15 protein-coding genes are annotated in these 13,710 nt (G+C 73.9%); 7 read left to right on the forward strand and 8 right to left on the reverse strand.

The annotated features are described in order from the left end of the window. The first annotated feature begins 26 nt into the window (after positions 1 to 26). Together ACFIF2_RS01880 and ACFIF2_RS01885 are read left to right on the forward strand one after the other, a co-directional pair. Entirely contained in the window at positions 27 to 644 is a 618-nt protein-coding gene (locus tag ACFIF2_RS01880) for a TetR/AcrR family transcriptional regulator (RefSeq protein ID WP_395570655.1), read from the forward strand. Continuing rightward, complete coding sequence (locus ACFIF2_RS01885) at positions 641 to 2,227, forward strand: glycerol-3-phosphate dehydrogenase/oxidase (RefSeq protein ID WP_395570656.1); 1,587 nt, start codon at positions 641 to 643, stop codon at positions 2,225 to 2,227. Before ACFIF2_RS01880 ends, ACFIF2_RS01885 begins: the two co-directional genes overlap by 4 nt. Positions 2,228 to 2,275: 48 nt before the next feature. Here ACFIF2_RS01885 and ACFIF2_RS01890 read toward each other — a convergent pair whose 3' ends face one another. Next, entirely contained in the window at positions 2,276 to 2,554 is a 279-nt protein-coding gene (locus ACFIF2_RS01890) for a hypothetical protein (protein WP_395570704.1), read from the reverse strand. Between the two features lie 183 nt (positions 2,555 to 2,737). Here ACFIF2_RS01890 and ACFIF2_RS01895 point away from each other — a divergent pair, with 183 nt between their 5' ends. Beyond that, on the forward strand, positions 2,738 to 3,103 hold the full coding sequence (locus tag ACFIF2_RS01895) for an STAS domain-containing protein (RefSeq protein WP_395570657.1): 366 nt from the start codon (positions 2,738 to 2,740) through the stop codon (positions 3,101 to 3,103). A 6-nt stretch (positions 3,104 to 3,109) separates the two neighbouring features. On the opposite strand, the gene ACFIF2_RS01900 is transcribed toward ACFIF2_RS01895, so the two are convergent. Beyond that, positions 3,110 to 3,541: an ATP-binding protein gene (locus tag ACFIF2_RS01900; protein WP_395570658.1), complete on the reverse strand. Its 432-nt coding sequence runs from the start codon at positions 3,539 to 3,541 to the stop codon at positions 3,110 to 3,112. Positions 3,542 to 4,036: 495 nt separating this feature from the next. On the opposite strand from ACFIF2_RS01900, the gene ACFIF2_RS01905 reads away from it, so the two are divergent. After that, a complete protein-coding gene (locus tag ACFIF2_RS01905) occupies positions 4,037 to 6,793 on the forward strand; it encodes a SpoIIE family protein phosphatase (RefSeq protein WP_395570659.1) in 2,757 nt (918 codons plus the stop codon). Between the two features lie 196 nt (positions 6,794 to 6,989). Here ACFIF2_RS01905 and ACFIF2_RS01910 read toward each other — a convergent pair whose 3' ends face one another. After that, complete coding sequence (locus ACFIF2_RS01910) at positions 6,990 to 7,163, reverse strand: CsbD family protein (RefSeq protein WP_064731228.1); 174 nt, start codon at positions 7,161 to 7,163, stop codon at positions 6,990 to 6,992. A 153-nt stretch (positions 7,164 to 7,316) separates the two neighbouring features. On the opposite strand from ACFIF2_RS01910, the gene ACFIF2_RS01915 reads away from it, so the two are divergent. After that, the gene (locus ACFIF2_RS01915; RefSeq protein WP_395570660.1) at positions 7,317 to 7,463 is read left to right on the forward strand and encodes a hypothetical protein; all 147 of its coding nucleotides are present in this window, start codon (positions 7,317 to 7,319) and stop codon (positions 7,461 to 7,463) included. Positions 7,464 to 7,736: 273 nt separating this feature from the next. Next, entirely contained in the window at positions 7,737 to 9,101 is a 1,365-nt protein-coding gene (locus tag ACFIF2_RS01920) for an FAD-dependent oxidoreductase (protein WP_395570661.1), read from the forward strand. A gap of 90 nt (positions 9,102 to 9,191) precedes the next feature. Here the strand turns inward: ACFIF2_RS01920 and ACFIF2_RS01925 are convergent, their stop codons facing one another. The 4 genes from ACFIF2_RS01925 to ACFIF2_RS01940 all read right to left on the reverse strand — a co-directional run bounded on the left by ACFIF2_RS01925 (position 9,192) and on the right by ACFIF2_RS01940 (position 11,378). Beyond that, positions 9,192 to 9,566 (reverse strand): hypothetical protein, encoded by a 375-nt coding sequence (locus tag ACFIF2_RS01925; RefSeq protein WP_395570662.1) that lies wholly within the window; start codon positions 9,564 to 9,566, stop codon positions 9,192 to 9,194. 74 nt (positions 9,567 to 9,640) lie between these two features. Continuing rightward, on the reverse strand, positions 9,641 to 10,159 hold the full coding sequence (locus ACFIF2_RS01930; protein WP_395570663.1) for a roadblock/LC7 domain-containing protein: 519 nt from the start codon (positions 10,157 to 10,159) through the stop codon (positions 9,641 to 9,643). A gap of 38 nt (positions 10,160 to 10,197) precedes the next feature. After that, on the reverse strand, positions 10,198 to 10,983 hold the full coding sequence (locus tag ACFIF2_RS01935; protein WP_395570664.1) for a hypothetical protein: 786 nt from the start codon (positions 10,981 to 10,983) through the stop codon (positions 10,198 to 10,200). Next, the gene (locus tag ACFIF2_RS01940; protein WP_395570665.1) at positions 10,980 to 11,378 is read right to left on the reverse strand and encodes a hypothetical protein; all 399 of its coding nucleotides are present in this window, start codon (positions 11,376 to 11,378) and stop codon (positions 10,980 to 10,982) included. The genes ACFIF2_RS01935 and ACFIF2_RS01940 overlap by 4 nt, the downstream gene beginning before the upstream one ends. A 347-nt stretch (positions 11,379 to 11,725) precedes the next feature. Here ACFIF2_RS01940 and ACFIF2_RS01945 point away from each other — a divergent pair, with 347 nt between their 5' ends. Then, entirely contained in the window at positions 11,726 to 12,811 is a 1,086-nt protein-coding gene (locus tag ACFIF2_RS01945; protein ID WP_395570666.1) for a YihY/virulence factor BrkB family protein, read from the forward strand. Between the two features lie 31 nt (positions 12,812 to 12,842). Here ACFIF2_RS01945 and ACFIF2_RS01950 read toward each other — a convergent pair whose 3' ends face one another. Further along, positions 12,843 to 13,637, reverse strand: a complete 795-nt coding sequence (locus ACFIF2_RS01950; protein ID WP_395570667.1) for an SDR family NAD(P)-dependent oxidoreductase — start codon at positions 13,635 to 13,637, stop codon at positions 12,843 to 12,845. Positions 13,638 to 13,710 lie beyond the last annotated feature (73 nt).

Here is a 13,710-nt window from a genome sequence, read left to right on the forward strand (position 1 = left end):
CCTCCGCTGGCGTTACACTGTTACACATGACGCCTAACCGTCACAACGACTCGGGCCGACCGAACACCTCGGACAACGACGCGGTACTGGACGCCGTGCGCGACTGCGTGCTGGCCGTCGGGGTCCGCCGCACGACGATGACCGACGTCGCCCGCCGCGCCGGCGTCTCCCGGATGACGCTGTACCGGCGCTACCCGGACGTGCGGACCCTGGTCGGCGACCTGATGACCCGGGAGTGGGTCGCGGTGGCCACCGACGCAGTCCCCGAGCCCGGGCCGGGCGGGGGCGCGCGGCAGCGCATCGTCGAGCAGCTGGTGAGGGGGGTGGAGGCGTTCCGCGCCCACCCCCTCTTCCGCAAGATCGTCGACGTCGATCCCGAGCTGCTCCTGCCCTACGTGCTCGACCGGCGCGGGGCGAGCCAGGAGGCCCTGCTGGAACTGCTGGCCGAGGCGCTCGCCGAGGGCCACGCCGACGGTTCGGTGCGCCCGGCCCACACCGGGCGGCAGGCCCGCTCGGTGCTGCTGGTCGTCCAGTCCTTCGCCCTGTCGCTGCGGACCATGGCCGACGAGGACGACGCCGAGCTGACCCCCGCGGCCCTCCTCACGGAGCTGCGCACCATCCTGGAGAGGACCCTCGCCCCATGAGCCCGACCAGCAGCGGCCCCTCCCCCGGGGCCTCCCTGTCCGCCGCGCGGCGTGCGCGCGAGCTGGCCGACACCGTGGGCGGGCCCGTCGTGGACGTCCTGGTCGTCGGCCTCGGTGCCACGGGGGCCGGTGCCGCCCTGGACGCCGCGGCCCGGGGTCTGAGCGTCGTCGCCGTGGACGCCCACGACCTGGCCTTCGGCACCTCCCGCTGGAGTTCCAAGCTGATCCACGGCGGCCTGCGCTACCTCGCCGCCGCGCAGTTCGACGTCGCCCACGAGAGCGCGGTGGAACGCGGTGTGCTGATGGAGCGCACCGCGCCCCATCTGGTGCGCGCGCAGCCGTTCGTGCTGCCGTTGACGCCGATGGTCTCCCGCGGTCAGGCCGCGCTGGCCTGGGCCGGTTTCCGGGCCGGTGACGCCCTGCGCCTGGCGGCCCGCACGGCCCGTGCCACGCTGCCCGCCCCGCGCCGGCTGTCCCCCGTGGAGACCCGCCACCTCGCGCCGGCCCTGTGCTCCGAGCGGCTGCGCGGCGGACTGCTCTCCTGGGACGGCCGGCTCACCGACGACGCCCGGCTGGTGACCGCGCTGGCCCGCACCGCCGCCGCGCGCGGCGCCCGCGTCCTCACCCGGGTGCGGGCCCTGGAGCTGACCTCGTCCGGCGCACGGATACGCGACGAGCTGACCGGCGAGGAGGGCGTGATCCGCGCCCGCGCGGTGATCAACGCGTCCGGCGTGTGGGCCGGCGACCTGGTGGAGGGCATCCGGGTCCGCCCCTCCCGCGGCACCCACCTGGTCCTGCGCTCCGACCGCATCGGCCCGCTGCCCGCCGGCCTGCACGTACCGGTCCCCGGCGAGACCAACCGGTTCGTGCTGGTCCTGCCCCAGGGCGACGGCCGCGTCTACGTCGGCCTGACCGACGAGCCCGTCGACGGGGAGATCCCGGACGTGCCCGAGGCACCCGAGACCGACGTCGGCTTCCTGCTCGACGTGCTCGGCTCCGTGCTGGACGTGCCCGTGGGACGCGAGGACGTCGTCGGCGCCTTCGCCGGTCTGCGCCCCCTGCTGGACACCGCCCCCGACGGCCGGCCCGGCGCCGGGCCCCGCACGGCGGACGTCTCGCGCCGGCACGCCGTGCTCACCTCGTCCCAGGGCGTGATCACCGTGGTCGGCGGCAAGCTCACCACGTACCGGCGCATGGCCGAGGACGCCGTGGACGCCGCCGTCGCCACCCGTCGCCTGGGCGCCGGCCCCTCTCCCACGGCCACGCTGCCGCTGGTGGGCGCCGCCGCGCCGCCGGTCCTGGCCGCGCTGCGGGCGCCGCGCCGCCTGGTGCGCGGCTACGGCACCGAGGCCCCGGCGGTCCAGGCCCTCGCCGACCGGTACCCCCGGCTCGGCGAGCGGATACTCCCGGACCACCCGGTCACCGGCGCCGAACTCCTGTGGGCACTGCGCCACGAGGGCGCCCTCGACGAGTGCGACCTGCTGGACCGCCGCACCCGCGTCGGGCTGGTCCCCGAGGACCGGGCGACGGCGCTGCCGGCCGCGCGCGCCCTCGTGGACGAGATCAGGGCGGGGCACGGCTGAGGGCCGTGCGCCGCGCGGGCGGGGGTCGGTCGAGGGGGCCCGGGACGGTCAGGCGCCTCGGGTCTCCTCCTGGACGGCCTCGCGGACCCTCGCCTCGATCGTGTGCCGGGACTGACCCCCCTCCTTGACGTACTCCGTCACCGCTGTCCGCGCGTCCCGGTCCAGGTCGCGCCAGGCCCGTACGGCCGTCTCGTAGGTCTGGGACTGCCGATCGGTCCACTGATGCTGCGTGGGAGGCCCGTACGAGTCGCGCAGTTCCTCGACCCGGTGCTGTGCCAGGTCCGCCGCGCGACGCTTGTGCACGAGCTCCTCGAATGTGTGAGCCACCACCCTTCGACGGTAGTCAGAGCGGCGCCGTCGCGCGCGCCGAGCCCGTGACGGCCGGTCCGCGTCCGCCCCGCCCGCGCCGGCCGCTTCGGCCGGTCCGCACAAGTTGCCCACACGACCCCCGAAGAGCCTTAACATCTAGCCACCGACGACGGCCGGGCATATGCGAGAAGTGAGGGAAGCGTGGCGGACATCGAGGGAGCGGCAGTACCGGAGCGGCTGCTGATCACCCGTACCACCACGGGGGACGGCGTCAGCGTCGTCGTCCTCGCCGGAGAGGTCGACCTCGACGGCAGCACTCAGCTCCGCGACGTGCTGCTGTCCAGCGTGCAGTCGGCGCCGGGCACGGTGGTCGACCTCGGCGAGGTGGCCTTCCTGGACTCCAGCGGCATCAACGTGCTCATCACCGCCCACCGCGCCGCCGAGGCCCGTGGCGTCCGGCTCCGGCTCGCCGCACCGCAGCACGCCGTGGAGCGCGTGCTGCAACTCGTGGGCGTCGACACGCTCATCCCCTGCTACCCGACCGTGGAGCAGGCGCTGAGCGCCTGACGGAGGTCAGGGGCGCAGCGGCAGGAGCGCGTACACGGTCTTGCCGCCCGCGTGGGGCTTGGTGATGACCTCGTCGCACAGGCGCGTCACGATCTCCAGGCCGTGCTGCCCGACCCGCAGGGGATCGCGGGGCAGGAACGTGGGGAAGCCCTCGCCCGTGTCCGACACGGCGATCCGTACGCCGCCGTCCACCAGGGTCAGCTCCAGCCGGCAGGGGCCGGGCGCGTGCCGGAGCGCGTTCGTCACCAGTTCGCTGGCGACCAGGCGGGCGGCGTCCAGGAAGGTGTCGGCCGTCTCCACGCCCCCCTCGCCCAGCCGCGCCACGAAGCCGTGCACGACGTCCCGGGAGGCCGGGATCATCGCCGATCCGCCCATGAACTCCACCACCGCGGACACGACCGGGGCGTTCGCGGCATCAGGTCTGTGCGCCGGAGTCATACCGAGCCTCACCGTCCGGTCCGGGGCCGAGGAAGGGGAAGCGCGAGCCCCCGGTCCCTCACGATACGCACCGGTGCGGTTCTCACGATCCGTTTGCCCCAACTTCCGCTGGACGCGCCGCTTTCCGGACAGACGCGGGCCCGCGTGGGGCCGGTTCCGCATGGACGCCGCACGCGCGGGCGCACCGGGCCGGCCCGCACCCGTCGCGGGTTGCGGTGACCGGCCCGGTGCGCCGGACGGATCAGGAGGCGGTGCAGGCCTTTCGGATCGATTTCCGGACTCCCGTCCGTGAGGTCAACGCCCGCGACGGCCACCCGTGCGGACGCACCGAAGGCGCTGGACCTGCCCGGCGGGGCGGCGCGCTCCATACGGACGGCCGGTCGAGTGGCCCGGCCCGACGGGGCCCTCCGCCACGGGGTCCTGCGCCCCGGTGGGCCCCTCCGCCACGGGGGGCGCCCCTCGCCTCCCGGGGCGCGGCAGTGTAGACATGGGCACATGGTCCGACTGACGGGTCGATCGGGAGAGCGGCAGCCCCGTCGTCCCAGCGGCCCGCTCGCCCGGCACCGGCGGGACACGGACCGGGCAGGGCGAGGAGTGGGCGCGGGGCGACGGCGGGGACACGCCGCGGCACTGCGCTCCGCGCTGTCCGGACGCAGCGTGGCCGGCCAGGTCTTCGCCATGAACGTGGTCATCGTGCTGCTGCTCGTGGTGGCCGCCGCCGTCGCGCTCGTCCTCCAGGTGCGGCACGACAGCGAGACCGAGGCCCGCAACCGGTCCGTCGCCGTGGCCGAGACGTTCGCCAACTCCCCCGGCATCGTCGAGGCGCTGCGCGGTCCCGACCCCACGGCGGTGCTCCAGCCCCGGGCGGAGGCGGCGCGCGAGGCGACCGGGGTGGACTTCATCGTCGTCATGAACACCGACGGCATCCGCTACACCCATCCCAAGCCGGACCGCATCGGCAAGGAATTCGTGGGCGATATCGGCCCCGCGCTGGCCGGGGAGACGATGACCGAGGAGATCGAGGGGACCATCGGTCCGCTGGTCCAGGCCGTCGTGCCCGTCGAAGGGCCCGACGGCACGGTCGTCGGCCTGGTCTCGGCCGGCATCACCACGGAGAACGTGGGCGGCGCCGCCGACCGTCAGCTCCCGCTGGTGCTCATCGTGGCGGGCGTCGGACTGGTCCTGGCGACCGCGGGCACGGCGCTGGTCAGCCGGCGCCTGCTGCGGCAGACGCACGGCCTGGGCCCGCACGAGATGACCCGGATGTACGAACACCACGACGCGGTCCTGCACAGCGTCCGCGAGGGCGTGCTCATCGTCGGCGGCGAAGGCACGCTGGTGCTCGCCAACGACGAGGCGCAGCGCCTGCTCGACCTGCCCGACGACGCCGAGGGACGGCACGTCCTCGGCCTCGGGCTCCCGGACGACACGGCCGAGCTGCTGGCCTCCGGGCGCGTCGCCACCGACGAGGTGCACCTGGTCAAGGACCGGTTGCTGGCGGTCAACCAGCGGCCCACGGACGTACGGGGCGGCCCGGCCGGCAGCGTGGCCACGCTCCGCGACTCCACGGAGCTGCGGGCCCTGTCCGGCCGGGCCGAGACCGCCCGGGAGCGTCTGGACATCCTGTACGCCGCCGGGGTCGGCATCGGCACCGGCCTGGACGTCACCCGTACCGCCGAGGAGCTGGCGGAGCTGGCCGTGCCCCGGTTCGCGGACTACGTCACCGTGGACCTGTACGACGCCGTCCTGGCCGGCGGCCAGCCGGAGGGGACCACCCCGCTGCGCCGCACCGCGCTCAGCGGCATCCGCGAGGAGGTGCCGCTCTACCCGGTGGGCCGGCAGATCCGCTTCGTCGCGTCCACTCCCCACGGCCGGTCCCTGCACACCGGCCGGCCCGTCCTGGAGCCCCGGCTCAGCGAGGCGAAGGGCTGGCAGGCGCAGGACCTGGAACGTTCGGCGCAGGTGGTGGAGTACGGCGTCCACTCGCTGATCACCGTGCCGCTGCGGGCCGGCACCCTGGTGCTCGGGGTGGTCAGCTTCTGGCGTTCGGAGAAGCCGGAGCCCTTCGACGAGGACGAGCTGGCGCTCGCCGAGGAGCTGGTCGCCCGGGCCGCGGTCTCCATCGACAACGCGCGCCGCTACACGCGCGAGCACAGCATGGCGGTGACCCTCCAGCGCAGTCTGCTGCCCCGCAGGATGCCCGAGCAGGACGCCCTGGAGGTCGCCTACCGCTACCTGCCCGCGCAGGCGGGGGTCGGCGGGGACTGGTTCGACGTGCTGCCGCTGTCGGGGGCGCGCGTGGCCCTCGTGGTCGGCGACGTCGTCGGGCACGGGCTGCACGCGGCGGCCACCATGGGACGGCTGCGGACGGCGGTGCACAACTTCACCTCCCTGGACCTGCCCCCGGACGAGCTGCTCGGCCTGCTGGACGAGCTGGTCGGCCGCATCGACCAGGACGAGGCGGCCGACGAGGGCACCGCCCCGGTCACGGGCGCGACCTGCCTCTACGCGATCTACGACCCGGTCTCCCGCTCGTGTGTGATCGCCCGGGCGGGCCATCCGCCGCCGGCGCTGATCCGGCCGGACGGCACCGTGGAGTTCCCGGAGGTGCCCGCCGGTCCCCCACTGGGCCTGGGCGGCCTGCCGTTCGAGACGACGGAGCTGAGCCTGGCCGAGGGCAGCCGCCTGGTGCTGTACACCGACGGGCTCGTCGAGGACCGCAGGCACGACATCGACGTCGGTCTCGACGAGTTGCGCCGGGCGCTGGAGGTGGCCGGCGAGACGCCCGAGGAGACCTGCCGGACCGTGCTCGACGCCCGGCTGCCGGACCGTCCGGGCGACGACATCGCGCTGCTCGTCGCCCGCACCCGCGCGCTCGGCCCCGACCGGGTCGCCGAGTGGGAGATCCCGAACGATCCGGCGGCCGTCGGCGAGGTGCGCTCCCAGGTCACCCGGCGGCTGGCCCAGTGGGGGCTGGACGAGCTGGCGTTCACGACGGAACTGATCCTGAGCGAGCTGGTCACCAACGCGATCCGGTACGGAGGTGACACCGTCCACGTCCGGGTGCTGCGCGACCGCAGCCTGATCTGCGAGGTGTTCGACAGCAGCAGCACCTCGCCGCACCTGCGGTACGCGGCCATGACGGACGAGGGCGGGCGCGGGCTGTTCCTCGTCGCGCAGCTCGCCGAGCGCTGGGGCACCCGCTACACGCCGGCCGGCAAGGTCATCTGGGCGGAGCAGCCGGTGCCGTGACGGACGGGGGCGTCGCCCTCGTCGGTGGCGCTGTCCGGCCTCCTGGCAGTACCGCTTCGGCCAGGCCCGGCGACCTCACCCGCCGGAGGGGGCACTTCCCACGACGCGGCGCGGGCCGCGGAACCGGCCGTGTGCCGGGTTCCGCGGCCCGCGCCGCGTCGGTTCCGGTGCTGTGTCCGGAACGTCGGGTCCGGTCTCAGTGCCGGAACGCGTCCTTGCCCTTCTCCTTGGCCTGCCGGGCGTCACCCTTGGACTGCTCGGCGCGGCCCTCGGCCGTCATCCGCTCGTTTCCGACGGCCCGGCCGACCGTTTCCTTGGCCTTTCCCTTGGCCTGCTCCATCTTGGCCTTGGACTTCTGGTTGCCGGCCACAGTGGCTCACCTCTCGGTGTCGGGGTGCGATGTCCTGACCCGCGAGTCGCCCGTAACGGGGCGGTCAAACCCGCCGTCGGCCGCCTGGGTGAGGGGGCGGCGGCGGGGTAGGAGGCCACAGAGGCAGGTCAGTCGTCGACTCGGAGGAACGTCATGGCCGGAGTACTGAACCGGATCAAGCAGTTCGCGCGCAGCCCGCAGGGCCGGCGGACGATGGAGCAGGTGCGCCGGGCCGCCGCGGACCCCCGGCGGCGTGCCCAGGCCCAGGGGATGCTGCGGAAGTTCGGCAAGCGCCGCTGACCGCGGGGCCCCTTCCGCCGGCGGGCCGTGTCAGCGCCGGCCCGCGCGGGTGTGGCGGTGGCAGGTCTTGGGCGGACGGCGCCCGGCGCGGCCCGGGCGCCGTCCGCCGCCGGGCCGGACCGCGAGGTGCGAAGTCGGGACGCAAAGCCGGGGCATGAGATCCCATAAGCGGGGCTTATGCCCTCATAGACCGGACCCGCGTACCGACTTAGGCTTGCCTTAGCTTAGGCTTCCCGTCGAGTCGATCTGTCACCGCTCGAAGGGAACCTGAACATGCCCCGCCCTCTGCGGGTCGCCATCGTCGGATCCGGCCCGGCCGGTATCTACGCCGCCGACGCCCTGCTCAAGTCCGAGGTGGCCGCCGACCCCGGTGTGTCCATCGACATCTTCGAGCGCATGCCCGCCCCGTTCGGACTGATCCGTTACGGCGTCGCCCCCGACCACCCGCGGATCAAGGGCATCATCACGGCCCTGCACCAGGTGCTCGACAAGCCGCAGATCCGTCTCTTCGGCAACGTGGACTACGGAACCGACCTCAGCCTGGACGACCTGCGCGCCTTCTACGACGGCGTGATCTTCGCCACGGGCGCCACGGCCGACCGGGCGCTGCCCATCCCCGGCATCGACCTCGACGGCTCCTACGGCGCCGCCGACTTCGTGTCCTGGTACGACGGCCACCCGGACGTGCCCCGCACCTGGCCGCTGGAGGCGGAGAAGGTCGCCGTCCTCGGCGTCGGCAACGTCGCCCTCGACGTGGCCCGCGTCCTGGCCAAGACGGCGGACGAGCTGCTGCCGACCGAGATCCCGCCGAACGTCTACGAGGGTCTGAAGGCCAACAAGGCGCTGGAGATCCACGTCTTCGGCCGCCGCGGCCCGGCGCAGGCGAAGTTCAGCCCGATGGAGCTGCGGGAGCTGGACCACTCCCCGAACATCGAGGTCATCGTCGACCCCGAGGACATCGACTACGACGACGGTTCGATCGCCACCCGGCGGGGCAACAAGCAGGCCGACATGGTCGCCAAGACCCTGGAGAACTGGGCGATCCGCGACGTCGGCGAGCGGCCGCACAAGCTGTTCCTGCACTTCTTCGAGTCGCCCACCGAGATCCTCGGCGAGGACGGCAAGGTCGTCGGCCTGCGCACCGAGCGCACCGCGCTGGACGGCACCGGCAACGTCAAGGGCACCGGCGAGTTCAAGGACTGGGACGTCCAGGCGGTCTACCGGGCCGTCGGCTACCTGTCCGACCAGCTGCCCAAGCTGCCCTGGGACATCGACTCCGGCACGGTCCCGGACGCGGGCGGTCGGGTCGTCCAGGAGTCCGGCGAGCACCTCACGTCGACGTACGTCACCGGCTGGATCCGGCGCGGCCCGGTCGGTCTGATCGGCCACACCAAGGGCGACGCCAACGAGACGGTGGCCAACCTGCTGGACGACTACGCGAACGGCAGGCTGCAGACGCCCGCCTCGCCGGCTCCTGAGGCCGTGGACGCCTTCCTCGCCGAGCGGAACGTCCGCTTCACCACGTGGGAGGGCTGGTACAAGCTCGACGCCGCGGAGAAGGCGCTGGGTGAGCCCCACGGGCGCGAGCGCGTGAAGCTGGTCGAGCGCGAGGACATGCTCCGGGAGAGCGGCGCCTGAACGGCGCACCGGGCGACGGCAGCGGGGCGCGGGCCCGGCGGGGAGTATTCCCGCCGGGCCCGCGTCCGGTTCCGCGGTCCGACGGCGGGGTCAGACCTCCAGATCGGTCTCGATGCGGCGCAGCTGGTGGCGGGCCATCGCCAGGTTGGCGCGGTTCGCGTCCAGCACCAGGTAGAGGAACAACCCGTTGCCGCCACGGCCCTTGAGCAGGCGGATCATGTGGTACTGGGTGTTCAGGGTGATCAGGATGTCCTCGATCTCCTCCTTCAGACCGAGGTGCTCCATCGTGCGCAGCTTGGACCGCACGACGTCGGTGTTGCCGGCGGCGGCGACTTCCAGGTTGAAGTCCTTGCCGCCGCCGAGCGTACCGAGGGCCATGCCGCTGGTGTAGTCGACCAGGGCGACGGCGGTCGCTCCGTCGATGGAGCTGAGGCATTCCTTGAGCGAGGTCTCCAGGTTGGCCATGCTCGGGTTCCTTTCCGGACGTGTTCGGTGCGTGATCGGTGTTCGTTCGTCGGTGCGTGAGCTGTCGGTCCAGGTCAGGTCGGACGGCTGTGGCCGCCGACCTGGGGACCGGGCTGGTGTGCGGGCCGCTGCGGTGTGCGCACCGGCAGGGTGCCGATGGGGCGGGCCGCGTCGGCCGCGGGCGCGGTGACGTGTTCCGCGCTCCGGCGGTGGTCGTGGCCGATCCGGGCGGCGACCAGCTCCCCGATCCGCGCGCCGCCGCGCCGGCCCTCCAGGTGCAGCCGGCCGACGTTGACCCGGCCGTCGGCGAGCAGGGTGAGCACGGCGGCCGGACCGGCGGCGTAGGTGGCGACGTAGCCGTCGGCCCCGCGCAGCAGCAGTTCCCGGAAGCCGCCCCGCGCCGTGGCGTCGGCCATGCGCTGGGCGACGCCGAGCGCGGCGGCGGTGAGCGCGGCGAGGCCCTCGGGTTCGGTGCCCGGCGCGTCGTGGGCCAGGACGAGCCCGTCGACGGTGGCCGCGAGCGACCCGGTCAACTGGGGTACGCGGTTGCGCAGTCGGTGCAGTTCGTCCAGGACGTCGCTCTCGACGGCCATGAGCAGTCTCCTTTCGGCACGCTGGCGACGCGCGCGGATCACAGGGCCTCCAGGGCGTCTCGGAGCCGTCGCAGCAGGGCCGTGTCCGGGTCGTCCCACGCGACGCCGTGCGGCCCGGGGACCGGCGCACGGGGCGTGGGGGCGGGCGGCGCGGCGGTGACGAGGCCGTCGGCGGCCAGGCGGCGCAGTTCGACGAGGGTGTGGTACGTACGGCAGGCGAGGGCCGAGGCGATCTCGGCCGCGGTGCGGACGCCGTCCACCTGGGTCAGGGTCCGGCCGCGCCGCACCGGCAGACCGGCGGCGCCCGCGTCCGCCACCCGGGCGAGGGGGACGGTGTCGATGGCGGGGTCCGGCCAGATCCGGTCCAGCAGGGCACGCCGGCGCCCCGACTCCCGGACGACGACGTCCACCGGTACGGACCGCACCGCGCCGAGCCAGTGCACCGCTCCGGGCCGGAAGCGGTGCGCTCGGGTGTCGTGGGCGAGGACGAAGTACGCGGCGTCGAACAGGGCGCCCAGGTGGCAGACCTCCAGCGCGCCCGCGGCGAGCCGGCCGCTGTCCACGAGGCGGTGCCCCACCCGGTGCTGGGTGCCGCCCCGGTCGACGGCGTCCCACCAGCCGTCCGGCGGGACGGCGCCGCTGCGGGTGAGCAGCGCCCCGAGGTCGGGCGTGAAGGCCGACTCCACGTGCACGACCCGGCCCGCCGACAGGTAGACGATGCCCCGCTCGCCCGACAGGGCACCGGTCGCGCCTTCGGCCGCGAGCGCGGCGAGGGCCGCCGACGTCGTCTCGTGCGTGGCCCAGGTGGTGGTCACCCTGGTCATCCGAGCACCAGACGATCGGCCATCTCGGCCAGCCGGATGCGGGCCAGGGCGAGGTTTCCGTCGTTGCGGTCCAGCCACAGGTGGAGGAAGACGGTGCTGTCGAACGGGGTGCTGACGAACCTGAGCAGGTGATAGGCGTCGGCGGTGGTGGCGATCAGATCCTCGACCGGCGGTTCCCTCTCGGGCACGGCGCCGGCCGCGGGGGCCGCCAGGGAGCCGCTCTCCGCGACGTGCCGGGCCAGTTCCGCGGTCTCCGCCGCGGTCGCCTCCCAGTCACCGCCCGGCGCCTCGCCGACGGCGCCCAGGGCGAGCCCGCTGATCCAGTCGACCAGCGACGCGCCCCGGGCGCCGGGCAGTCGCATGGCTTCCAGCAGACTCTCGTCGATTCCGGGCACGCCGGATCCCCTCCCTGCACGGCCGTACCGCGAACGTGACGCCGAGACTACGGAAAGTGCACGCATCTGGTGAGCGCTTTGGCATTTTCCAGAGGAACGTGCCCGCGCTGCGGCATACTGCGGTGTTTCGGCCGTGGGAGGGCGTCGGGGCGAGGGCGCGGGAGACGGCGCGGGCAGGCCCCGCCCCGATGCGGACGGTGGGCGGGACCTGCCCGCGCGGACCATTGTCCGCGGGGCCGCCGCCACGGGCCACGGGTGAACGCGGCGGCCTCGGGTGAGGGCGGCACACCGGGCACGCGCCTCGCGCACAGGGGCGTGGGGACGCCGAGACGGGCAACCCGGGCCGCATGGCCCGACTGCACTTTCCCCACGGCGGGAAGCACACGAAGGACGAAACGGCGCACGACGCGACGCACGACACGACGCGGGGAGCGACGGCGTCCGAGGACTACGGCCCGGGTGACTCCACCGAGCGTGCCGCCCCGGACTCCCCGGCCCAGCTGCCCAAGCGCTCGTGGTTCGCGCTGCTCAAACGCGTGATCGCCGAGTTCAAGGACGACGAGCTGACCGACCGCGCCGCCGCCCTGACCTACTACGGCATCCTGTCCCTGTTCCCGGCCCTGCTGGTGCTGGTGTCCCTGCTCGGCATCGCCGGGCGGTCCGCCACGCAGGAGGTGCTGGACAACGTCCAGAAGCTCGCGCCCGGTCCCGCGCGGGACGTCATCACCGACGCGATCGAGCAGTTGCAGGCCAAGGCCGGCCTGGGCTCCGTACTGGCGGTGGTCGGTCTGGTCGGCGCGGTGTGGTCGGCGTCCGGCTACGTGGCCGCGTTCATCCGCTCCGCGAACGCGGTCTACGACGTGCCCGAGGGGCGCCCGGTGTGGAAGGTGCTGCCGCTGCGGGTGGCCCTGACCGTGGTGCTGCTGGTGCTCGCCGTGGTCAGCGCCCTCATCGTGGTCTTCACCGGCAGCCTGGCCGAGCAGGTGGGCACGGCGCTCGGGGTGGGCGACACGGCGATGACGGTGTGGTCGATCGCCAAGTGGCCGGTGCTGGTCGTGCTCGTCACATCCATGATCGCGATCCTGTACTGGGCCACCCCGAACGCGCGGGTCAAGGGCTTCAAGTGGATCTCGCCGGGCAGTGTGCTCGCCCTGCTGATCTGGCTGGTCGCCTCCGCCGGGTTCGCCTTCTACGTGGCCAACTTCGGCTCGTACAACAAGACGTACGGCACCCTGGCCGGCGTCATCATCTTCCTGGTCTGGCTGTGGGTGACGAACCTGGCCATCCTGCTCGGCCTGGAGTTCGACGCCGAACTGGCCCGGCAGCGGGTGATCGACGGCGGCCATCCGCCCGAGGAGGAGCCGTACGTGGAGCCGCGCGACACCCGGGCCTGGGACGACGCGGACCGGCGCCGCGCGGAACCGGGCGGGTGACCGGCGGCGACCGGCGCGGGACCGGCGGCGGCTACGGAAGGATCGAGTCGACGTAGCCGCCGTCGACGCGGACGGCCGCGCCGGTCGTGGCGGACGCCTGGGGCGAGCTGAGGTACACCACCAGGTTGGCGATCTCCTCCGGCTCGATGAGCCGCTGGAGCAGCGACTGCGGGCGGTGCTCGCGCATGAAGGCGCGCTGGGCCTCGTCCCAGGGCAGGCCGCGGTCGACGAGTTGGTACACGAAGTCCTCGACGCCCTCGGTGTGGGTGGGCCCGGCGATGACCGAGTTCACGGTGACGCCGCTGCCCGCCGCCTCCTTGGCGAAGCCCCGGCTCACCGCGAGCAGGGCCGTCTTGGACACCCCGTAGTGGATCATCTCCGCCGGGACGACCACGGCCGAGTCACTCGCGATGTACAGCACCCGGCCCCAGCCCCGGTCCCTCATCCGGGGGAGATGGGCGCGCGTCAGCCTGACGCCCGCGAGGACGTTGATCTCGAAGTAGCGGCGCCACTCGTCGTCGCTGATCTCCAGCGCGGGCACGGCCCCGAAGACGCCGAGGTTGTTCACGAGGATGTCGACGTCGGGCAGCGCCTCCAGCGCCCGCCCGGCGCCCTCCTCGGTGCCGAGGTCGGCCGCGACCGGCACGAACGCGCCGTCCGGGACCTCGCCGCGCAGCCTCCCGACGCTCTCCTCCAGGCGGCCGGCGTCGCGGCCGTTGACGCCCACCGTGGCGCCGGCCCGGGCCAGCCCGGCGGCGATGGCCGCTCCGATGCCCTGTGAGGAGCCCGTCACCAGCGCGGTTCGTCCGGCGAGGTCGAGGTTCATCGGGTCGCTCCTTGTCGTGCCGTACGGTCGGTCCTCGTGCTGGTGCCCACCCTCCCCCACGACGCCTCCCGGA

The organism is Streptomyces sp. BK79 (genome assembly GCF_044142145.1).
GTDB lineage: Bacteria > Actinomycetota > Actinomycetes > Streptomycetales > Streptomycetaceae > Streptomyces.